The organism is Clostridium bornimense, assembly GCF_000577895.1.
GTDB lineage: Bacteria > Bacillota > Clostridia > Clostridiales > Clostridiaceae > Clostridium_AN > Clostridium_AN bornimense.
Genome location: NZ_HG917869.1, coordinates 94,761 through 117,017, shown reverse-complemented (window position 1 = coordinate 117,017; position 22,257 = coordinate 94,761). Strand labels below are relative to the sequence as shown.

21 protein-coding genes and 2 riboswitches are annotated in these 22,257 nt (G+C 31.2%); all 21 genes read right to left on the bottom strand.

Translation table 11 applies throughout. The annotated features are described in order from the left end of the window. Positions 1 to 23 precede the first annotated feature (23 nt). Entirely contained in the window at positions 24 to 1,202 is a 1,179-nt protein-coding gene (locus CM240_RS13885; protein ID WP_044040110.1) for a M20 family metallopeptidase, read from the bottom strand. Between the two features lie 181 nt (positions 1,203 to 1,383). Beyond that, the gene (gene lpdA, locus CM240_RS13880; RefSeq protein WP_044040109.1) at positions 1,384 to 2,787 is read right to left on the bottom strand and encodes a dihydrolipoyl dehydrogenase; all 1,404 of its coding nucleotides are present in this window, start codon (positions 2,785 to 2,787) and stop codon (positions 1,384 to 1,386) included. 18 nt (positions 2,788 to 2,805) lie between these two features. After that, positions 2,806 to 3,804, bottom strand: a complete 999-nt coding sequence (lplA, locus tag CM240_RS13875) for a lipoate--protein ligase (protein WP_044040108.1) — start codon at positions 3,802 to 3,804, stop codon at positions 2,806 to 2,808. Positions 3,805 to 3,831: 27 nt separating this feature from the next. Further along, positions 3,832 to 5,250, bottom strand: a complete 1,419-nt coding sequence (gene gcvPB / locus CM240_RS13870; protein WP_044040107.1) for an aminomethyl-transferring glycine dehydrogenase subunit GcvPB — start codon at positions 5,248 to 5,250, stop codon at positions 3,832 to 3,834. Positions 5,251 to 5,253: 3 nt separating this feature from the next. Further along, the gene (gcvPA, locus tag CM240_RS13865; RefSeq protein WP_044040106.1) at positions 5,254 to 6,564 is read right to left on the bottom strand and encodes an aminomethyl-transferring glycine dehydrogenase subunit GcvPA; all 1,311 of its coding nucleotides are present in this window, start codon (positions 6,562 to 6,564) and stop codon (positions 5,254 to 5,256) included. A gap of 37 nt (positions 6,565 to 6,601) precedes the next feature. Next, positions 6,602 to 6,985, bottom strand: coding sequence for a glycine cleavage system protein GcvH (gene gcvH / locus CM240_RS13860; RefSeq protein ID WP_044040105.1), 384 nt, complete (start codon positions 6,983 to 6,985; stop codon positions 6,602 to 6,604). Between the two features lie 39 nt (positions 6,986 to 7,024). Next, positions 7,025 to 8,116 (bottom strand): glycine cleavage system aminomethyltransferase GcvT, encoded by a 1,092-nt coding sequence (gene gcvT, locus CM240_RS13855; RefSeq protein ID WP_044040104.1) that lies wholly within the window; start codon positions 8,114 to 8,116, stop codon positions 7,025 to 7,027. 13 nt (positions 8,117 to 8,129) lie between these two features. Further along, positions 8,130 to 9,374, bottom strand: coding sequence for a serine hydroxymethyltransferase (locus CM240_RS13850; RefSeq protein ID WP_044040103.1), 1,245 nt, complete (start codon positions 9,372 to 9,374; stop codon positions 8,130 to 8,132). 89 nt (positions 9,375 to 9,463) lie between these two features. After that, a riboswitch (glycine riboswitch) is annotated at positions 9,464 to 9,540 on the bottom strand. Between the two features lie 3 nt (positions 9,541 to 9,543). Beyond that, a riboswitch (glycine riboswitch) is annotated at positions 9,544 to 9,627 on the bottom strand. A gap of 313 nt (positions 9,628 to 9,940) precedes the next feature. Further along, positions 9,941 to 10,387: a GtrA family protein gene (locus tag CM240_RS13845; protein ID WP_044040102.1), complete on the bottom strand. Its 447-nt coding sequence runs from the start codon at positions 10,385 to 10,387 to the stop codon at positions 9,941 to 9,943. Between the two features lie 117 nt (positions 10,388 to 10,504). Continuing rightward, the gene (locus CM240_RS13840; RefSeq protein ID WP_051483869.1) at positions 10,505 to 10,894 is read right to left on the bottom strand and encodes a hypothetical protein; all 390 of its coding nucleotides are present in this window, start codon (positions 10,892 to 10,894) and stop codon (positions 10,505 to 10,507) included. Next, entirely contained in the window at positions 10,875 to 11,801 is a 927-nt protein-coding gene (locus CM240_RS13835) for a phosphodiester glycosidase family protein (protein ID WP_044040101.1), read from the bottom strand. Before CM240_RS13835 ends, CM240_RS13840 begins: the two co-directional genes overlap by 20 nt. Then, positions 11,788 to 12,876 carry a bifunctional glycosyltransferase family 2/GtrA family protein gene (locus CM240_RS13830; protein WP_044040100.1) on the bottom strand — a complete coding sequence of 363 codons (1,089 nt, stop codon included), beginning with the start codon at positions 12,874 to 12,876 and terminating at the stop codon, positions 11,788 to 11,790. The genes CM240_RS13835 and CM240_RS13830 overlap by 14 nt, the downstream gene beginning before the upstream one ends. 296 nt (positions 12,877 to 13,172) lie before the next feature. After that, positions 13,173 to 14,021, bottom strand: coding sequence for a 4Fe-4S binding protein (locus CM240_RS13825; protein WP_044040099.1), 849 nt, complete (start codon positions 14,019 to 14,021; stop codon positions 13,173 to 13,175). A gap of 18 nt (positions 14,022 to 14,039) precedes the next feature. Further along, positions 14,040 to 15,437 (bottom strand): DUF2292 domain-containing protein, encoded by a 1,398-nt coding sequence (locus CM240_RS13820; RefSeq protein ID WP_084485531.1) that lies wholly within the window; start codon positions 15,435 to 15,437, stop codon positions 14,040 to 14,042. Further along, positions 15,437 to 16,336 (bottom strand): sulfate adenylyltransferase subunit CysD, encoded by a 900-nt coding sequence (gene cysD / locus CM240_RS13815; protein WP_044040098.1) that lies wholly within the window; start codon positions 16,334 to 16,336, stop codon positions 15,437 to 15,439. The genes CM240_RS13820 and cysD overlap by 1 nt, the downstream gene beginning before the upstream one ends. A gap of 17 nt (positions 16,337 to 16,353) precedes the next feature. Continuing rightward, complete coding sequence (locus CM240_RS13810; RefSeq protein WP_044040097.1) at positions 16,354 to 16,668, bottom strand: indolepyruvate ferredoxin oxidoreductase subunit alpha; 315 nt, start codon at positions 16,666 to 16,668, stop codon at positions 16,354 to 16,356. Then, the gene (locus CM240_RS13805) at positions 16,652 to 18,343 is read right to left on the bottom strand and encodes an adenylyl-sulfate reductase subunit alpha (RefSeq protein WP_044040096.1); all 1,692 of its coding nucleotides are present in this window, start codon (positions 18,341 to 18,343) and stop codon (positions 16,652 to 16,654) included. Before CM240_RS13805 ends, CM240_RS13810 begins: the two co-directional genes overlap by 17 nt. A gap of 9 nt (positions 18,344 to 18,352) precedes the next feature. After that, positions 18,353 to 19,414: a sulfate/molybdate ABC transporter ATP-binding protein gene (locus tag CM240_RS13800; RefSeq protein WP_044040095.1), complete on the bottom strand. Its 1,062-nt coding sequence runs from the start codon at positions 19,412 to 19,414 to the stop codon at positions 18,353 to 18,355. A gap of 16 nt (positions 19,415 to 19,430) precedes the next feature. Further along, entirely contained in the window at positions 19,431 to 20,252 is an 822-nt protein-coding gene (gene cysW / locus CM240_RS13795) for a sulfate ABC transporter permease subunit CysW (RefSeq protein ID WP_044040094.1), read from the bottom strand. A 10-nt stretch (positions 20,253 to 20,262) separates the two neighbouring features. After that, entirely contained in the window at positions 20,263 to 21,093 is an 831-nt protein-coding gene (gene cysT, locus CM240_RS13790) for a sulfate ABC transporter permease subunit CysT (protein WP_044040093.1), read from the bottom strand. Positions 21,094 to 21,105: 12 nt separating this feature from the next. Continuing rightward, the gene (locus CM240_RS13785; RefSeq protein WP_044040092.1) at positions 21,106 to 22,140 is read right to left on the bottom strand and encodes a sulfate ABC transporter substrate-binding protein; all 1,035 of its coding nucleotides are present in this window, start codon (positions 22,138 to 22,140) and stop codon (positions 21,106 to 21,108) included. Positions 22,141 to 22,257 lie beyond the last annotated feature (117 nt).

Sequence of the window (22,257 nt, the reverse complement as noted above, 5' to 3'; positions counted from 1 at the left end):
CCCCTTTTTATTTATTAATTCTGTTATTTATTATTTTCAAGCCATCTTGTTGCACAATGTGCTAAATATGCTGATCCTATTGGAAGTACATCTTCATTAAAAATAACTTTAGGATTATGACTTGGTGCCACATCCTTGTCAGGATATCCTGCTGATAGGAACATATATGCACCTGGTACCTTTTCCAAGATAACAGAAAAATCATCTGACGCACTTGCTTGTATTCCTGGAACCCCCATTTGTCCTGGAACGTCAAGCTCTGACATATATGAAAGAATTTCTTTTGTAAACTCTGGATTACAAATAAGTGGCGGAACTTCTGAAATCATTTCTACTTCAGCAGTACCTCTATAAACCTCAGCTATCTTACAAGCAACTTCTTTCATCCTTGATACCATAATTTCTCTATTTTCTACAGAAGTAGTTCTAATAGACCCTTGAATTTCTGCTGTTTCTGGTATAATGTTATTAGCTTCCCCCGCTGTTAATTTTCCTATTGTCATAACACAAGGACTAGAACTATTCACCTCTCTCGCAATTATCTCTTCTAATCCAAGATAAATTTGAACTGCAATATGGATTGGATCCACAGAAAGGTGTGGATATGCACCATGAGCACCTTTACCATGTACAGTAATTTTAAAACCATCATTTGAATACATCATAGTATTTTGATCATTATACATATGTAAGCCTACTGGCATTTTCCCAGGTCCAACATGATAAGCAAGGGCTGCATCTACTTTTGGAGATTCTAAAATTCCTTCTTCAATTAATGCTTTTGACCCTTGAAATATTTCTTCTCCAGGTTGAAATGCTAATTTTACTGTTCCTTGTATAGATGCTTCATTTTCCTTAAGCATTTTTGCAGCTCCTAATAGCATAGCGGCATGCAAATCATGACCACAGGCATGTACTGCTTTACCGTTTTTACATGCAAAAGGTTCTCCACTCTCCTCCTTCATCGGCAACGCATCCATATCTGCTCTCAATAAAATTGTTTTTCCTTGTCCATTTCCTACTGTTGCAGTTACACCACTTCCACCTATTACTTTAGGTTCATATCCCATCTCTTTTAATTTTGACATTACATACTGACAAGTATTTGGTAACTCCATACCAACTTCTGCATTTTCATGTATGTATTGTCTGTTTTTTGATAATTCGTCTTTTAACTCATTTGCTCTTTCAAAATAGTTCATACAAATACCTCTCTTAATTTTTATTTATTAATTTAATCAAGAATATGATATAATTCCTATTATTTCATCATTATAATCTAATATTTTTACTATGTAAACTTATTACTTTTTATAAAATTTTCTGAAATTCAACACTATATTAACTATTTTTCATTACATTATTAAGTTTAAACACTTTTTATTACTTTTTTATCCTACTATGTATACTTTTCCCAAAAGCATCTTCTACTGCTTCAACTAAAGCTTCATTATATGTAGGATGCGCTTTCATAGCTTTTGTCAAATCTTTATCTGTTAATTTATTAGCTATTGCTGTTGATAATTCACCAATCATATCAGTTGCTCTAGAACACATCATCTGAGCACCAATAATTGCATGGTAATCCTTCGTGAAAATCACTTTGATGAATCCTCTTTCGTCATTTGATAAAATTGCCTTACCATTAGATGATGTAATTGTTTTTCCTACAACAACTGGTATGCCCATGTCCTTTGCTTCTTCTTCAGTGATTCCTACACTTGCAATTTCAGGATCTGTATATACACAACTTGGTATAACATCTAAATTTAAGGTAGGAACTATACCATTCATTTTTTCAACTGCTACAATGCCTTGCGCTGAAGCTACATGTGCTAACTGAATTCCCTTAATAACATCACCAATAGCATAAATACCTTTAATTGATGTTTCGAAGTCTTCATTTACTAATATCTTATTTCTTTCTGTATCTATACAAATGGAAGTATCAAATAAATCATCAATAGAGGAACTTCTTCCGATGGCTAAAAGAATTGAATTACCTTCAACTGTATGTAATTTTTCTTTTTCCTTAAAACTACATATTAGCTTATCATTTTCTTTTGATATACTTTCAACCATCGCATTTGTATGAATATTTACATTTCTTTTCTTTAATATCATTTTTAAATTCTGAGAAATTTCTTTATCCATACTAGGTAATATTCTAGACATTGCTTCGATTATAGTTACATTTTTACCTAAGGAAGCAAATATAGTGGCAAATTCTACACTGATAACTCCTCCCCCTATAATAATTAAATTGTCACAATTGATATTAGGATTTGTTAATAAATCATCACTGGTAACTACCCCGGGAGTATTAACTCCCGGAATTTTAGGTATAGCTGGTTTAGATCCAGTAGCAATCAAAATTTTAGTTCCTTTAAGTTCTATTAAATCATCACACGTTCTTACCTTAACAATATTATCTTTGAAAATCTTTGCCGTACCTTTAAATAAAGTTATATTATTAGCTTTAAATAATTGACCTATTCCACCTCTTAATTTTTCAAGAACTCCATCTTTATATGAAAAAATCTTTTCTATATCATAACTTATTTCACTATGTATAATTCCATATTCTTCACTATGCTGCATTTTTCTATATAATTCTGTAGCATGAATTAAAGATTTTGTTGGTATACATCCTCGATTTAAACAAGTTCCACCAAGTTCTCCTTTTTCAATTACCGCCACCTTCATTCCTAGCTTTGCAGCTTTAATAGCTGCAACATATCCGCCAGGACCAGCTCCAATTACTATTAAGTCATAATTAGTGTCCATTTACTCTACACCTTCTCTCTATATGTCTTGCTCTTTTATCAAGTCTACAATATCATTTAGCATTTTTTCTTCTATAGCTTCTTTACATTGATACTTAGATAATTTCTCACAAATTGCTGTTTTGTTAAAAATTGTATTGTTAATAAGTTGTGCGAGATTTAATATAAAGTCTTGTTCCATAGCATCAGAATATACTCCTATTTCATCTATAACCCCACTTTTAACACCAAACTGTAGTTGAATATCTCCCCAATCGAATCTATTACTTATCTCATATTGGAAATTTATTTTTCTTCCATACTTCCAATCCCATGATCCGAACTTTTCGATTTTTTCTTGTAGCAACACCTTATCAATACACTCTTCATCTAACCTTTCTGGAGTACAATTATAAGTTTCACCAAAAGCTTCGAAGAGCTTATCTTTTAATGATGATATTGTTATCTCTTCACATAAGGAAGATAAATTTATTACTCTAGACTTTACAGAGTCTACCCCTTTAGATTTTAATTTATCTTTTGACACATTTAAATATTTAGATAAATCCTGCATGTTTACATTAACCATTAATGTACCATGATGATAACAATTATCTTTTACTTGATAGAAAGCATTTCCTGAAAATTTTCTTCCATCTATAGTTATATCGTTTCTACCATTTTTCTCCGCCTTTAATCCAAATTTCTCTAATGCCTTTATAATCACTTGAAGTTGCCTTTCAACACTGTAATTTTCTTTATGCACAAGAAATGTAAAATTTAAGTTACCTAAATCATGAAATACTGCGCCTCCTCCAGATAGTCTTCTAGCTAAATTGCCTCCGTTTTCTTCTAAAAACTCTACTTTGCATTCCTTCCAACTATTTTGATTTCTACCAATAACCACAGTATTCTTATTTTGCCATAAGTATAAAATACACTGATTTTTTTCTACATTCTCTAGCAACATTTCTTCTAGAGCTAAATTATGATATGGATTTGTGTTCTCAGTTTCTATATAAGTAATTTTTTCTATCATAATAACCACTCTCTTTCAAGTCTTATTTTATTTATATCTTAATATTGGATTACGTGCCGCCTTAACTTCATCAAGTCGTCTAACTGCTGTTGAAATCGGAGCTTCATGTAATTGATCTGGACTATTTTTTGCTGTATTATATAAATCACGTAAAACTTCAATAGCATTATCTAATGTTTTCTTTGATTCAGTTTCTGTTGGCTCTATCATTAAAGCTTCATGTACTATTAATGGGAAGTACATTGTTGGTGGATGAATATCTTTATCTAACAATCCTTTTGCTATATCCATAGCAGATATTCCTGTTTCTTTCTTTAATGACTCAAGACTCATAACAAATTCATGCATACATGTCTCGTTATATGCCATAGTATATAAATCAGATAATTTTGCCATCATATAATTTGCATTTAACACTGCATTTTTACTTGCCTCGGGAATTCCCTCTTTTCCTAAAGTTGCAATGTATGTAAGGGCTCTAACAACTACAAGAAAATTTCCGTAGAAGCTCTTGACTTGTCCTATACTTTCTAATCTATATTCAAATTTTCCATCCTCATCTATTGAAGGGTTTGGTAAGAATTTAGATAATATTTTCTTACATCCTACTGGACCACTTCCTGGACCTCCACCACCATGTGGTGTTGAAAATGTTTTGTGGAGATTAGTATGAATAACATCAAATCCCATGTCTCCAGGTCTTGCTACACCCATGATAGCATTTAAATTTGCACCATCATAATATGCTAATCCACCAGCTTCATGTATTATTCTAGTGATTTCAAGAATATTCTTATCAAATAATCCTACTGTATTAGGATTAGTTAACATTAATCCAGCAGTATCATCTCCAACTACTTCTTTTAGTTTTTCTAAATCTACTAATCCATCTTCTCCTGATGGAATACTTACAACAGTAAATCCAGCCATTACTGCACTAGCAGGATTAGTTCCATGTGCTGAGTCAGGTACTATAATTTTTTTTCTTTTAAAGTCTCCTCTGCTCTCATGATATGCCTTAATAAGTAATAATCCTGTAAACTCACCATGTGCTCCTGCTGCTGGTTGTAAAGTCATATCATCCATTCCTGTTATTTCACATAAATATTTTTTTGTTAACTCCATTACCTCAATACAACCCTTCATAGTATCTTCCGGTTGTAATGGATGTATCTTTGTGAATCCAGGCAACTTAGCCATATCTTCATTTATTTTAGGGTTATATTTCATAGTACAAGATCCTAATGGATAAAATCCATCATTTACACCATGAGTTTTCTTAACTAATTCTGTATAATGTCTACTTAAATCATTTTCTGAAAGTTCTGGTAATTTTAATTCTAACTGTCTCTTATCCTTATCTCCAACTTCATAAATATCAACATCACATTTAGGTAATAGAGTACAACCAGTTCCTTCGCAACTTTTTTCAAATATTAATTCCATACCCTACACCTCCTTAAGTATTTCAACAACTTTATCTATTTCTTCTTTACTGTTCATTTCTGTACAACACCATAATATTTCATTATCAGATAAAGGATATCCACCTAAAATTCCGTTATCCTCTAAAGCTTTTAAAACACTTCGTACCGGTGCTTCAGATATTGTTACAAATTCATTGAAGAATGGCTTATCGTATTTTAGTTTTTGTCCAACTTCACTTAATTTCTCAGACATATATTTAGCTTTTGACATACTTTGAGATGCAACTTCTTTAATTCCTTTACTACCCATTGCTGCTAAATAAACTGATGCAGTTAATGCACATAATGCTTCATTTGAACATATATTACTTGATGCTTTTTCACGTCTTATATGCTGTTCTCTAGCTTGTAGTGTTAATACAAAAGCTCTTTTACCTTCTACATCAGTTGTTTCTCCAACTATCCTTCCAGGTAATTTTCTCACCATTGAATCTATGGAAGCCATAAAACCAAGATATGGACCTCCACATGATAATGGCATACCTAATGGTTGACCTTCACCAACTGCAATGTCAGCGCCATATTCTCTAGGAGTTTTTATTACCCCGAGTGAAATAGGGTAAACACCCATAACATACTTTCCACCTACACTATGTATACACTCTCCTAATTCTGATGCATCTTCAATATTTCCATAGAAATTAGGTTGTTGTACATATAAACATGCAGCTCCAGCTTCTAAATTATTTTTAAGAAATTCTATATCTGTTACTCCATCCTTTTCTGGAACTATAACAAGTTCCATTCCACTACCACTACAATATGTTTTCATTGTTTCTATAACTTGAGGATTTGTTGTTGCTGAAACATACGCTTTATTATGCTTTCTATCTCTACACATTGCTAATGATTCAGCAGCTGCTGTTGCACCATCATATACAGATGCATTAGATACGTCCATCCCTGTTAAATTACATATCATAGTTTGGTATTCAAAAATTGATTGTAATATTCCTTGACTTATTTCCGCTTGATATGGAGTATAGGCAGTGACAAATTCTTCTTTACTTGTAACACTATTTACTATAGAAGGTATATAGTGATTATAAGCACCTGCCCCTCTAAATATTGAACAAAAAACCTTATTTTTATTAGCTATACTCTCCATAAGTTTCTTGACTTCCATTTCAGAAAGTCCATCTGGTAAATTTAGTTCCCCTTTAATTTTCACTTCTTCAGGAACGTTTTTAAAAAGATCATCTATACTATTAACGCCTATTGCATCTAACATTTCTTTTTCTTCTTTAATAGTAGTTGAGACATATGATCCCATACTGTTTCACCTCGCTTTTGTTCTTCACTTACGATTATTACTCTTGTTCACTTTCAACAAACTTAACGTAATCATCTTTTGAAAGTAATTCTGATTTATCTGTTATATTTCCTACTTTTATAAACCATGCATCATATGGATTTTCATTTACCATTGCAGGATTATCTAAAAGTTCTTCATTTATCTCAATTACTTCTCCAGAAACTGGTGAATAAACATCTGAAACAGCTTTTACAGATTCTACATCACAAAATGCTGTTTCTACTTCTACTGAATCTCCTTCTTCAGGTAAATTAATAAATACTAAGTCCCCTAATTCAGATTGTGCATAATCTGATAATCCTATTAAAGCTGTAGCATCATCAATAAACTTTACCCATTCATGAGATTTTGTATATTTAATATCATCTAATAATTTCATAATAATACCTCCTAATTTAACATCCTCAGTATTTCTCTCTTATTTTTCTCCCTTTTTATAAAAAGGTAATTTAACAACTTCTGCTTCTATTTTTCTGCCTCTTACTAAAACATCAACTTTAGTGCCTATTTCTGTATAATCTATATCAATTAGTGCCATAGCTATTGGATAACCTAAATAAGGACAGTGTGTTCCTGAAGTAGTATGTCCAATTAGCTTTTCACCTACATAAACTTCTTCATGTTCTCTGATTATTCCACGTTTTAAGACTTTTAGACCTACTCTTTTTCTTGTAAAATCACCTTTTGCTTCTATAGCTTTTTTACCTATAAAATCATCTTTTGTCATCTTAACTGCAAATCCTAGTCCAGTTTCTAATGGATCTACTGTATCATCCATTTCATGTCCATATAGGGGCATGGCTGCTTCTAATCTTAATGTATCTCTAGCTCCTAATCCGCATGGAATTAATCCAAACTCTTCTCCAGCAGACATTAAACTATCCCACATCTTAGGTGCATCTTCATTACTTAGATATATTTCGTATCCATCTTCACCTGTATATCCTGTTTGAGAAACTATGCACTTCATTCCATCTACTTCTGCATTAAAGATACAATGATAATATTTTTTAGGTATATTTTCTTCTGAAGTAAGTTTACTTAAAATTTCAAAAGATTTTGGTCCTTGTAATGCAATTTGAGAAATAGAGTCCGATATATCTTCAAATATTACATTGCCAAATTGATGATCTAACATCCACTTATAATCTTTATCTTTATTAGCTGCATTAACTACTATGTAATAAATATTATCTTTATATTTATAAACAATTAAATCATCAACTGTCCCACCTTTTTCATTACACATTGGACTATATCTAGCTTGTCCATCAACCATATTTGTAAAATCATTTGTAAGAATCATTTGTAAATTCTTTAAAGCATCTTCACCTTTGCAAATAATCTCACCCATATGAGATACATCAAACAAACCTGCTTTAGTTCTTACTGCCATATGTTCTGATATTACTCCTGCTTGATATTGAACAGGAAGTAAATAACCTGCAAATGGTACTATCTTTCCGTTATATTTAACGTGTGTATCGTATAATGGTGTCTTTAACTCCATATTTTCATCTCCTTTATTGGTATAATGGATACTTATCACATATTTTTGTTACTTCGCTTCTTATATAATCAGCTTTTGTATCAAAATCAGTTATAGTTAATTTAATTAATTTCGCGATAACTTTCATATCTTCTTCTACTAATCCCCTTGTTGTTACAGCTGGAGTTCCTATACGAACACCACTAGTTACAAATGGACTTTCAGGATCATTAGGAACTGCATTTTTATTTAATGTTATATATACTTCATCTAATCTATTTTGAAGTTCCTTACCTGTTATATTCATATTTCTTAAATCAACTAACATCAAATGATTATCTGTTCCACCACTTATTAAATTGAATCCCTCATCAATTAATGCATCTGCAAGAGCTTTAGCATTTTTTATTACTTGTTGTTGATATACTTTAAATTCTGGTTTTAATGCCTCTCCAAGACAAACTGCTTTTGCTGCTATAACATGCATTAATGGTCCACCTTGAGTTCCTGGGAAGATAGCTTTATTAATTGCCTTTGCATATTTCTCCTTACACATTATTATTCCGCCTCTTGGCCCTCTTAATGTTTTATGTGTTGTAGTTGTAACTATATCTGCATATGGTACTGGACTTTGATGTAATCCTGCAGCAACTAAACCTGCAATATGTGCCATATCTACAAATAATATTGCTCCAACTTCTTTTGCAATATCGTGAAATACATCAAACTTAATTTCTCTTGGATATGCAGAAGCACCTGCAACTATCATCTTAGGTTTATGTCTTATGGCAAGTTCTCTTACTTTGTCATAATCAATAACACCAGAATTTTCATCAATATTATAAGGAATAAAATTATATAAAATGCCAGATTGATTAACTGGACTTCCATGTGTTAAATGTCCACCATGAGCTAAATTTAATCCTAATACAGTATCTCCTGGTTTTAAGAATGCTGCATACACAGCCATATTGGCATTAGCCCCTGAATGTGGTTGTACACACGCATGTTCACATCCAAATAACTCCTTAGTTCTATCAATAGCTAACTGTTCAATTACATCTATTTCCTCACATCCACCATAATATCTCTTTCCTGGATAGCCTTCAGCATATTTATTAGCTGGTACAGTTGCCATTGCCATCATTACAGTTGGTGAAATAATATTTTCAGAAGCAATTAGTTCTAAATTCCTTCTTTGCCTTTTCATCTCTTTTTTTAGAGCTTCCCCAACCTCTGGATCGCATTTAGAAATCGATTCCATAATTTCATTAATCATATACAAGTTCACCCTTTCTGTTGCACCTTCTGCTATCTCAAAATAAAAAAACAGAGATAGCAGAAGATATATTTAATATCTTCAACTATCTCTGTCCTTAAACCTGAAAGATTCCTTCTTAATATATAAAAAAGTTGCTTCGTCGGTACGCCATTGTTCTCCAGAGTTTCGTCCAAATTTGATCCCTTTGCCTGAGAGTTTTTAAGCCCCTTCGGCGTTGTATCAACATTACAATCTCTCTCAAATTCTTCATCCGAACTTATTTTGAATTTATATTTATTGTAATCAATTCCTTATTTAACGTCAACGATTTTTATTTATTTATTAATAATTTTAGGTTTTCACTACATTAAACTTAATAAAATAAATTATTTATTATCTATTTGTTATTTTTTAAAGAATATCCCTTGTTTTCGATACTATATTACAAATTTAATCTTACAATAAATTTTGTGATAATAACCTGTATCCTTTGGGAACACAAATAAAAATGCACCTACAAATGATCGATATATTTACTATCATTTGCGATGCATTCCATACTGCTATTATTATTTTAAATTAAATTATTTTTTTATCTTATATCTATAAAAAACAAACCTCTGAATTAAATAGCTGAGAAAAAATAAAGCAATATCTACAAATATTTTAATAAAAGTCGCATCTATAAATTTTGTAGACAATATAGATACTAAAAATCCACTACAAAACATTTGAGAAATTACTAGTAATATATATTTTATTACATCGGAGACCCTATCAACTCCATTAAATACCCATCTTTGACTTAAGAAAAAATTTAAACTTCCAGAAAAAATTCTAGATATGATTGTTGCCTCCATTACATTCATCGGTATACTAAATAAAATTTCATTAGTAAGTACAGTAAAAATAGATAAATCTACTACAGCACTAATTATTGATGAACCAGCAAATTTAAAAAGTCTATTAATTATATTAATAATTTTTCCAATATTACTACTATCTTCATCATTGTTTATCTTTTCTTCCACTTTTATCACCCTTATAATTTAATTGTCAAAAATATACTTACCCTAACTTTGATATTATACCATCATATTTAACTAATTATAAATAAATTTTTATAAAATTTTTTGTAAAGTAATTGTTTATTCAATTATTAAAACACTTATTGATATAATAATACATAACCATCCTATAAGAGTATAAACCATCAGATAAAATGAAGATGTTCCGGCAATCTCCATTACTCCTCTTAATAAACTTCCAACTGTTAATATTGCAATACCTGAATTATAAATATTATAAAAAAATCTATATTTCTTTTTATTTACTATACTTGGTATAAACAACATAATAATTCCATAGAAAAGAACGCCTCCTACTAAAGGATATAGAAACATATATGTCATGTAAGGCGAAGTAACTCCATGTCCGAAAATGCCATAGACCTTATTAAAAATAAATGCAAATATAGTTGATATTACAAAAATTACTATTGTTTTTAAAAACTTCTTTCTAATATCCGATATAAACAATATCACTAACCTCCCTTTCTTCAATTCTCTTACCATTTGTTGTAGGCTTATTTATTACTTCCCCCATAAATACCATTGATGAAGATCCTCCACCATCTAAATTATATGCGACAGTGCATCCTTTTTCTTTAAATACTTCTGCTAACTCTTCAAGAGAGAATCCTTTACTTTCACTAGTTCTACCATCTGATACAACAGCAATATAATGTAGCGGTGCAACTTGTCCTATAGCAGTTCTTGGATTACTATTCATAGACTTAGCTACTTCGTCATTAGCATCTACTACAATTTCCCCATCTTTAATTAATGCTGGTCCAAAAGAAATTATTTGCCATATATCACTACCTAATTCATCCATATCAGTGTTATTTTCATTTATAATTTTAAAGTTACCATCGTTATCAATTACCAAAGCTTCATCATTATCAGAAGTTCTCTTTGTTTCCCTGTATGATATTCCATTACGTAAAACATAACCAGCATCCCTAAATCCGTAAAAATCTCCATTTATAGCAAGAATAGCATTATGCTCTTTTGCAATTTCCGATGTTTTTTCCTTAATATTTCTGCCATAAGTATTTTCCGCAAAAGCTGTTTTTAGTAAAGCCTTATCTTTTATTGTAATATCCGCAACATAATAAGTTGTTTCATCCTTTCTCTCTGTTTCAATAGATATTTCAATATTGTCATCAGAGTAACTATTCTCTGAAACCACAGATTCCGTTTCTTTTGTTGTATCACTTTCACTCTTATTAGCTGATGTTGTATTACTATCACTGTTATAACTTTCAACAGTTTCTTTCGATTTAGGTATAACAAAGGTGTCTAGCAACACAAAAGTTGAAAAAGATATTATTATAATTGTGACTATTATTGCCCACCTATATGGTTTTTTAAAAAACTCCAACTTTTTTTCTCTCCTTACTTCTTTTTTTAAATATGAAATGTTTTTGAATAAAATAGCTAATAAAAAATAATATACTATCAACTATTATCTTAGTTACTGTCAAATTTACGAACTCGGAAGATAATCTAGATACTATAAATCCACTAGCCCCCATCTGAATAATAAAAAGCATTCCATATTTTATAGCTTCCCTAGTATCTTTATTTCCGTTAAATACCCATCTTTGATTAAGTAGAAAATTAATAATCCCAGAACATATCCTTGCCATTATTGTTGCTTCAATAATTCCTAGTGAAGATGTATATAGCATTCCACTAGTGAGAATAGAAAACACTGTTAAATCTATTATTGCACTTACTATTGATGATCCAGCAAATTTAAATATACCAGTAAAAATGCGGAAAGAATCTTTTATAGCATTATAATGAGAGGACTTATTTTCTTCTAAATAAATTGTTTCAATAGGTACTTCTGTTATACCAATATGTTTTTTTGCAACATTAATAAGAAAATTCATTTCAAACTCATATCTAGTACCCTCAGAACATAAAAATTCTTCTTCATTTTTTCTTGTTATTCCTCTGAGCCCTGTTTGTGTATCTTTGCACCTAATTCCTGTTACAAAATAAAACATTAAAGAAGAAATAGCATTTCCTAACTTGCTTCTAAATGGCACATTATCAGAAGAAAAATCCCTTGTTCCTATTAATATTTCTTCTTTATTTTCTGTAATACTATTAGCAATCCTTATAATATCCTTAGCAGAATGTTGTCCATCAGCATCAGCAGTAACATAGCCAAGATTTTTAGGATATCTTTGCGATGCAAGTCTAACGCCATTTTTTAGTGCACTACCTTTTCCTTGATTTTTTTCATGATAATAAACGATACAGTTGGGCACTTCCTCCACAGCTAAAAATATCTTTTTATACTTTTTGCCACTTCCATCATCAATAACTACAATAGGTAAATTCTTTAGCTTGTGTATCTCAATTATTAACTTTAGTAGCCTTGCATCAGGGCAATATGCTGGAATAATTATTATCGGTTCACTTTTGTTTAATTCTTCACTCATACAATACCCTCCCTTTACTTTTTATAACAAATAGCTAATCATCGTTAAATAATCACCTATAATTGTTTTCTTATTTTAACTTCATAATATCACTAGATATAATCTTCACTCTATCAACCTATGGTGTTTTTTATATGTATTCTATGTGTATTTTTATATTAAAAAAGAGAGGGTTCAAAATAATTGAATCCTCTCTTTTTGCACATAAGAAGTACATGAACAATATACATCAATTTTTATTACTTTCCTTTGGCTATTATATAATAAAAAAAGAGACAACAGTCCCTTTTTTATTTCTATATTAACTTTATAAATTCTTCTACTCCAACTCGTTCTACAACCTTAGATAATCTTTCTCCAGGATTACCCACCTTTTCATAGGCCGCAATTATTTTATCTACTGTTTCAATAATTTCATCCTCTTTTACGATTTTTCCTATAGAATTCCCAATTCTCATTTCTCTACCAAATCTACCACCAACAAAGATTTCTGCTCCTTGTTCTTTTGAAATAAATCCACCAACTTTACATTCTCTTATACAATCTCCACACTCTACACATTTATCTCTATCAAAAATAATCTTCTTATTTTCTAGTGTCAATGCTTTTTGTCTACACACCTTTGTACACATACTACAGCCAACACATTTTTCTTCTACATACTCTGGTACATTTCTTCCTATAATACCTATATCGTTAATATTTGCTTTAGCACAGTTATTAGCACATCCCACAACATTTATTTTAAATTTTGCTAATGTATCTTTTGCAAAATACTTGTCCTCTAATTCTCTACATAATTTTTGAGTATCAATATTTCCATGTAAACAAACTGTACCTTTACAAGCTACTAATGGTCTTATCTTCTTTCCAGTTCCACCATGTCTAAGTCCTAAACTTTCAGCTTCTTCAAGGGCAGTTTCTATGTCTTCATCCTTTATCCAAGGAATCTCCATTTGAAGTCTAGTGGTTAATCCCATATAACCTCTTCCATATTTATTTGCAATAATTGATAATGCTTCAATTTCTTTTGTCGTAAAATTTCCCGCTCTACTTAAAAATCTAACAGCAAAATGCTCCTTGTCATTTTGTAATAGTGCTCCTACTGCCTTTAATTCACCTTGTCTTTTCTTATTTACAGCCATAGCTTTACCCCCAATAAACTAGTCTAATATTATTTTTTCATTCTTTTCAATGGCTACCAATTCTCCATTTTCTACAATAAGTGTTATAGTTCCAGAGTTAATGTCCTCTATTTGATTTTTAACAATTTTTAACTTATTGTCAAGGTTTGTTTGTATTTTATCCTCATCGTTATCTCCAACTGTAATTTTTTCAATAACACCACAAGCAGAAGTCATATTAGTAATACGGTCTATTAAAATAAACTCACCTAAAGTTTTATGATTTTTAAATTCATCTACTATTATTTTTTCTGAAATCTTAATATCACATAAAGCTATTTCGTTTTTCACCAATTCTTCAGCATCTAAATGTTCCCCAGTATTTATATCAATCTTATATATTATGTCCTTTACTTCTGCTACTACTAATTTTGTACCTATCTTAATAAAATACTCTCTTCCTGGTACTAAGTTATTATCATCCATCCATAAGATTTTTGTTGTTATTAAATTGCTGATATTTATATTAGCACCCTTAGATATTACACAACCTCTTGATATATCAACTTCCTTGTCTAGTTGTATAGTTACAGCTTGGCCCTTATAAGCTTCTTTTACATTCTCGCTTCCGTTTAATATAGTCTTTACTACTGCCTTTTCTTTACTTGGCAATGTAACAACCTCATCCCCTACAGCAATAGCTCCACTTTCAATTTCTCCTTGAAAACCTCTGAACGTGTGGTTCGGTCTACAAACTCTTTGTACTGGTAAATAAAATCCTTCTTCCTTATTATCATCTTCGATATCAACATTTTCTAAATAAGTTAAAAGTGGCTCTTCCTTATACCATGTCATATTAGAAGATTTAGTAGTTAAATTATCTCCTTCTGTTGCAGATAAAGGAATAATTTTTACATTTTCTAATGATAATTCTCCTGCTAACTTATATATTTCTTCCCTTATATTATTGAAAGTTTCTTCATCGTAATTAACTAAATCCATTTTATTTATAGCAAATACAAAGTATCTAATTCCCATTAGTGAACAAATACGACTATGTCTTCTTGTTTGAACTTGAACACCTTTCTTTGCATCTACTAATATAATACTTAAATCAGCAAAGGAAGCACCAACAGCCATGTTTCTTGTATATTCTTCATGACCAGGAGTATCAGCAACAATAAAGCTGCGGGCATCGGTAGTAAAGTAGCGATAAGCTACATCTATTGTAATACCTTGTTCACGCTCTGCCATAAGTCCATCTAATAGTAATGAATAATCTATATCTCCTTCTCTACTTCCAACTTTACTATCTAGTTCTAATGCTCTCGCTTGGTCTGCATATAAAAGCTTTGAATCATATAAAATATGTCCTATTAAAGTAGACTTTCCATCATCAACACTACCACATGTTATAAATTTTAATAATCCTTTCATTAGAAATACCCCTCCCTTTTTCTTCTTTCCATACTTCCTGCTGCCTCATTATCAATTACACGAGTTGTTCTTTCTGAAGAAACAGCACCTAAAGTTTCCTCTATAATTTCATCTAGAGTATCTGCTTCTGACTCGCATCCCCCTGTTAATGGATAACAACCAAGAGTTCTAAAACGAACTTTTTTATACTCTACCTTTTCTCCTGGCAAAAATTTAAATCTATCATCATCAACCATTATAATATTGCCATCACGATATACAACGGGACGTTCCTTTGCAAAATATAAAGGTACTATATCAATTTTTTCTCTTTTTATATATTGCCAAATATCTTTTTCAGTCCAATTTGATAATGGAAATACTCTTATGCTCTCCCCTTTATTTATTTTTGTATTATAAAGTTTCCACATTTCAGGTCTTTGATTTTTAGGATCCCAAGCTTGTGCTTCATTACGGAAAGAAAACACTCTTTCCTTTGCACGAGACTTTTCTTCATCACGACGTCCACCACCAAAGGCTGCTGTAAATCCATATTTCTTTAACCCTTGTTTTAATGCTTGAGTTTTCATGATATCTGTATATGCTGACCCATGTTCAAAAGGATTTATTCCATTTTTAACCCCTTCCTCATTACTATAAACAATCATATCTATACCTAGTTCTTTTGCTGTCTTATCCCTAAACTCAATCATTTCTTTAAACTTCCAAGTTGTATCAATATGCATAAAAGGAAACGGTGGCTTTTCTGGATAAAATGCCTTCATTGCCAAATGTAGCATTACTGAACTATCCTTTCCTATTGAATATAACATTACTGGCTTTTCGCATTCTGCTGCCACTTCCCTAATAATATAAATTGCTTCTGCTTCTAATTGATCTAAATGTGATAATTCCCTCATCTTATTGCCCCCATTTCTTAATACTTATTAGAATCTTTTCTATTAATATTTATCTCTTCAATATTTCCATTGCCTTCTTCTATTTTCCAATGAGCAATATCTCCTTCGATATTTACTGATAGCTTACTACCTCTACCACCAATATCTGCTCCTAAATATAAAGAAATTGCGCTAAATTTACATTCTTTTATGCAAGAGCAACAGCCCCAACAATCTTTAGGATATTTTATATAAGCTTTATTATTTTCGTCTATTTCCAATAGGCTTCCTGGACAAACCTTCGTACAGCCTTTACATCCAACACATTTTTCTTTATTAATTGCTATGCTCATATACTTCCCCCCTGCCTACTAAATCTCTTAAAATAATTTCAATCTTTCCATCAACAACCTTAGAATTTACATATTTAAGCCATTTATCATCTTTATTAGGATAATCAAGATTTTCTGCAAAGCTATGCCATCTTGTCTCTTTTCTAGCATTTAAATGAGCTATAACAGATTTACAAATTACTAGCCTCTCCTTTATTTCATATATAAACATAAGTTCATGAAAATCATTAGCTTTTAGACTATCTGTAAGTTTTTCTATTTGATTTATTTTCTCCTCAGCTACTTTTAATTGCTTTTCATTATACTGATAATTAGTACTTATACCACCAGCATAACTATCCATTACCTTTTGCATTGCTTCTTCTATAGCCTCTATAGAAAATAATCCTTCTTCATTATTTAAGAAGCTTTCTACCTCTTTTTTCTTTTCTGCTACAAAATTATCTATTTCATCTACTACTGTGGCAGTATAATTTTCTAAATCCTTTATAACAGCTTTTGCAGCTATTTCTCCTTCTACTAATGCTCCTGTTACATATTTTTGAGGACAACCTCCAGCAACATCTCCTGCTGCATAAAGCCCTTTTATAGTAGTTCTTCTATTACTATCAACCCAATATCCACTAGCAGTATGTCCACCAACAATATAAGGTTCTGTACCTTCTATTTCTACATTAGCCTCACTAGGATTTTTACCAGATTCAACCCATTTTAAAGTTTGGCTTGGTGCCATATTTAAATATGCTTTCTTAAGATCATCATTCTTACTATTATCAATACCTTCTGTTCTTAAATAACACGGTCCTCTACCTTCTTGATTTTCCTTAACTGTTCCATAAACCCTTTCTGAAGTTGTTAAACCATACTTGTTTTCATAAACCTCACCTTTTGAGTTTACTTGTTTTGCCCCTACCCCTTGAGCTATAGTTCCTGTAGGTGCTATAGTATCTTTACACCTAAGAGCAATAAATCTCATTTCAAAAGTTGTCATCTCTGCCCCTGCTCTTATTCCCATTGCATAACCAGCTCCTGTATTAAACGGTGGATACCACATCTTATGTCTAGAAAATCCAGGATTATTTGGTCTATAAAGTCCTGCTGCACCACCAGTGGCACAAATTACTGCCTTAGCAGAAATTTCATAAAGAATATTATCATCAACAGCTACACCAATAGCTCCATAAATCCTATTGTCCTTCACAATAAAATCTGTGATATTTACCTTATTTAATATAGATACATTTTTTTGTGCCTTAGTTGCTTCTGCTAAAATTGGCTTTATATTCTCTCCATTTATCTTTATATTTCTAGTTCCTCTTGCTACATATTCACCATTTTCATCTTTTAATATAACAAGACCTAAATCCTCTAGCTTTTTTGTTACCTTATTTAATCCTTCAGACATTGTTAAAAGTAAATCTTCCCTTACAATACCATCAGCATCTTTTTTAGCATAATCTACATAGTCTTCTGCTGTCTTTCCTTTAACTATATAGGCATTAATAGCATTAACTCCTGCTGCTAAACAGCCGCTCCTTTTTATATTAGCCTTTTCCACTACTAATACATTTAGATTAGATTCTTCACCTAATGTAATAGCACTATAGCATCCTGCTGTACCTCCACCAATTATTAATACATCGGTAGTTATTTTTTCTATTCTAACTTCCTTCATAATTTCCCCCTAAATATAAACAGAGTTATTATTTTCCATCTTTCTATTTTTAATTAATATTACCTCTTCATTGTTAAAAGCATATAATTTATATATTAAAACTTGTACTTTTTCTCCAACTTCCACTAATTCTTCTGATAATTGCACTGTTGTAGTAACTGAAATATCACCAATTCTAACTTTCACTTCAAGGTAACTACCTCTATAAGCAACAGCTTCTACTACTCCTTCTTCTGTTGCACTAATATGCTGATTTATTGCACCCTTTTTTAATACTTTTATAAACTCAGGTCTTATCACCGCTTTTGAATAATGAGAATATTCATCAAAGCCTCTTAATTTACCAAAATCATTAATAACGATAGATTGTCCAATAAACTTTGCAACAAAAGGTGTTGCCGGTTTATTATATATCTCAAGTGGAGTTCCTTTTTGTTCTACTCTTCCTTTATTAGTAACAATTATTTCATCAGCTACCTCTATTGCTTCATCTTGATCATGGGTAACAAATATACTTGTTACTCCCACCTTATCTATCATTTCTCTAAGCCAAGTTCTAAGTTCATGTCTTACCTTTGCATCAATAGCTGCAAAGGGCTCATCTAAAAGTAATAATTGCGGATTTGGTGCTAATGCCCTTGCAAAAGCTACCCTTTGACGTTGTCCTCCTGAAAGTTGATGAGGATATCTTTTTTCTAATCCCTCTAGTCCAATGAGACTAATAAGTTCTTTTACTCTTTCATTAATAAACTTTTTATCTTTCTTTTGTACTTCTAATCCAAAAGCTATATTATCAAACACTGTCATGTATCTAAATAAAGCATAATTTTGAAATACAAATCCAATACCTCTTTTACTTGCTTCAACATCATTGACACGAACACCATCAATAATAATATCTCCTGAGTCTGGTGTTTCAAGACCTGCAATCATCCTTAAAATAGTAGTCTTTCCACTACCACTGGGCCCTAATAGCGCAATAAGTTTTCCTTTTTCTATCTGAAAATTAACATTATCGGAGGCTTTATAATTTTCAAACCCCTTATTTATATTTTTTAGTTCTACGTACATATATTAAACCTCCTTATTATTTACTTACCTTACTATATTTCTTGCTCTTATGCTCAGCAATATTTCTTAAGATTAAAATTATAATGGCTAGTATTACTAAAATTGATGACACTGCAAATGCTGCATTAGAATTAAATTCATTATATAAACACTCTATATGCAAAGGCAGAGTATTTGTTTTACCTTTAAGATGGCCAGATAAGACTGATACAGCCCCAAACTCTCCCATCGCTCTTGCTGTACATAATATTATTCCATAAAGCAATGCCCATTTTATATGTGGCAATGTTATCTTAGTAAAAATTTTGAATCCCTTTGCTCCCATAAGAGCTGCAGCCTCTTCTTCATCCTTCCCTTGTGCATTTAATACGGGAATTATCTCCCTTGCTACAAATGGAAATGTCACAAAAATAGTTGCAAGTATTATTCCTGGAACTGCAAAAACTATCTTAATATTAGCAGCCTGTAAAAAATCATATGCCCACCCTATTCTTCCAAAGGTTAATATAAATATCAATCCTGCTATTACTGGAGAAATGGCAAATGGAATATCTATTAGTGTTGTTAAAAGCTTCTTACCTCTAAAATGAAACTTTGTTATAGTCCATGCTGCAAACAATCCAAAAACTGTGTTTATAACTACAGCTGCTATTGTTGCCTCTAATGTAAGTATTAAAGCCTGTATAGTATATTCATCAGTTATTGCATCTTTATATGAAATAAGACCTTTTTTAAGAGCTTCTATAATAACGACAACTAATGGCATTATAAGCATTAAGAATAAAAATATAACTGTCACTGAAATTAATAACCACTTAACAAATTTTGACTTTTCCATTTTCTCACCTCTATTCCTTTACAAATTTATTTGTATAAACTTGAATTGAATTAATTAAAAATAATATTAGGAATGATATTACAAGCATTACTAATGCAATGGCATTGGCACCAGTATAATCATATTGTTCTAATTTACTCATAATAAGTAATGGTGCTATTTCTGTTTTAAATGGCATATTTCCTGATATAAACACAACACTTCCATACTCACCAACTGCTCTAGCAAAGGCTAATCCAAACCCTGTTAATAATGCTGGTAATATTTCTGGAAAAATCACTTTAAAAAATATACGAACTCTTGAAGCGCCTAACATAGTGGCAGCTTCTTCATATTGTTTGTCTATACCTTCTAGCACTGGTTGAATTGATCTAACAACAAAAGGTATACCTATAAAAATCATTGCAGCTATTATTCCTACTCTTGTATAAGAAATCTTTATTCCTATAGCATCGAAATATTTTCCAATCATTCCTTTATCTGAATAAAGAGTTGTTAGAGCAATACCTGCTACTGCTGTAGGAAGAGCAAAAGGTAGTTCTATTAGTCCATCAATAATTCTCTTTCCCTTAAAGTCATATCTCACTAATGTCCACGCAATGATAACTCCAAAAAAACTATTTACTATTGTAGCTATAAAAGCACATAAAAAACTAACTTTATAAGCTGCGATAACTCTAGGGTTCGTTACTGTACTAATGAATTTGTTAAATCCCATTCCCGATGCATTAATAGCTAATGAAGCCAGTGGAATTAATACTATTAAGCTTAAAAATGTTATTGTTACTCCCATAGATACTTTATATCCTGGAATTACTGCACGTTTCTTACTCTTCCCCATTTCATTCACTCCTTAACCTTGTTCGCCATCATATATTTCATCAAAAATACCACCATCATCAAAATGTTCTTTTTGCGCTTTATCCCATCCGCCAAAAATCTTATCATCAATATTTATAAGTTCCATATCTAAGTTAAATACATCAGAAAACTCCTTGGCAATCTCTTCATTAGTTGGTCTATAATAATTCTCTCCTGCAATTCTTTGTCCAATGTCAGAATATAAATATTCTAAATATTCAGTAGCAACTTCTCTTGTTCCTTTCTTATCAACTACTTCGTCTACTACTGCTACTGGAGGCTCTGCTAACATACTTATACTTGGTGTAACAATTTCAAATTCATCAGGATGTTCCTTAAGTGATAAATATGCTTCATTTTCCCAAGCTAATAGCACATCTCCTTGTCCATTTTCAACAAAAGTAGTAGTAGCTCCCCTTGCACCAGAATCTAGTACTAATACATTTCCAAATAGATCTTTCATATATTTCTTTACTTTTTCTTCGTCACCATTGTTTTTCTTATAACTATAAGCCCAAGCTGCAAGGTAATTCCAACGTGCACCACCAGAAGTCTTAGGATTTGGTGTTATTATTCCGACATCTTCTCTTACTAAATCATCCCAATCATTTATATTCTTAGGATTACCTTTACGAACTAGAAAAACAATAGTAGAAGTATATGGTGAACTATTCTTATCAAATTTTGATTGCCAACCGCTCTCTATTAATCCAGCTTTTTCTATTGCAGAAATATCATAACCTAAAGCCAAAGTTACAACATCTGCCTCATTACCTTCTATAACTGCCCTTGCTTGTTTACCTGATCCCCCATGAGACTGAGTTATAACAACATCTTTATTCGTTTTGTCCTTGTAATACTTTTGAAATTCTTTATTATAAGCTTCATATAACTCTCTTGTTGGATCATATGATACATTTGTTATTTCCACAGTATCTTTATTCTTATTTTCATCTGAACAACTTGTTAACAATGTGCCCCCAATTATTGCCACAAGTAATAAACTCACTACTTTCTTAATTTTCATATAATCGCCCCCATTTACTTTATTTTCTATTTTGTACTAATATATTCCTAAATTCATAGTATGTCAATAGGAATAGTATATTAAACAGAAAAATTTTTTATTAATCCCATAAACTTA

Coding starts and splice junctions, on each gene's coding strand:
- cysW (WP_044040094.1), bottom strand. CDS start 20,252: ATGGAAAAGTCAAAATTTGTTAAGTGGTTATTAATTTCAGTGACAGTT.
- CM240_RS13825 (WP_044040099.1), bottom strand. CDS start 14,021: ATGGCTGTAAATAAGAAAAGACAAGGTGAATTAAAGGCAGTAGGAGCA.
- CM240_RS13785 (WP_044040092.1), bottom strand. CDS start 22,140: ATGAAAATTAAGAAAGTAGTGAGTTTATTACTTGTGGCAATAATTGGG.
- lplA (WP_044040108.1), bottom strand. CDS start 3,804: ATGATAGAAAAAATTACTTATATAGAAACTGAGAACACAAATCCATAT.
- CM240_RS13830 (WP_044040100.1), bottom strand. CDS start 12,876: ATGAGTGAAGAATTAAACAAAAGTGAACCGATAATAATTATTCCAGCA.
- cysT (WP_044040093.1), bottom strand. CDS start 21,093: ATGGGGAAGAGTAAGAAACGTGCAGTAATTCCAGGATATAAAGTATCT.
- lpdA (WP_044040109.1), bottom strand. CDS start 2,787: ATGGACACTAATTATGACTTAATAGTAATTGGAGCTGGTCCTGGCGGA.
- gcvH (WP_044040105.1), bottom strand. CDS start 6,985: ATGAAATTATTAGATGATATTAAATATACAAAATCTCATGAATGGGTA.
- CM240_RS13820 (WP_084485531.1), bottom strand. CDS start 15,437: ATGAAAGGATTATTAAAATTTATAACATGTGGTAGTGTTGATGATGGA.
- CM240_RS13805 (WP_044040096.1), bottom strand. CDS start 18,343: ATGAAGGAAGTTAGAATAGAAAAAATAACTACCGATGTATTAATAATT.
- CM240_RS13885 (WP_044040110.1), bottom strand. CDS start 1,202: ATGAACTATTTTGAAAGAGCAAATGAGTTAAAAGACGAATTATCAAAA.
- gcvPB (WP_044040107.1), bottom strand. CDS start 5,250: ATGGAATTAATATTTGAAAAAAGTTGCGAAGGAACTGGTTGTACTCTA.
- cysD (WP_044040098.1), bottom strand. CDS start 16,336: ATGAGGGAATTATCACATTTAGATCAATTAGAAGCAGAAGCAATTTAT.
- gcvPA (WP_044040106.1), bottom strand. CDS start 6,564: ATGGGATCATATGTCTCAACTACTATTAAAGAAGAAAAAGAAATGTTA.
- CM240_RS13800 (WP_044040095.1), bottom strand. CDS start 19,414: ATGTACGTAGAACTAAAAAATATAAATAAGGGGTTTGAAAATTATAAA.
- gcvT (WP_044040104.1), bottom strand. CDS start 8,116: ATGGAGTTAAAGACACCATTATACGATACACACGTTAAATATAACGGA.
- CM240_RS13850 (WP_044040103.1), bottom strand. CDS start 9,374: ATGATTAATGAAATTATGGAATCGATTTCTAAATGCGATCCAGAGGTT.
- CM240_RS13810 (WP_044040097.1), bottom strand. CDS start 16,668: ATGAGCATAGCAATTAATAAAGAAAAATGTGTTGGATGTAAAGGCTGT.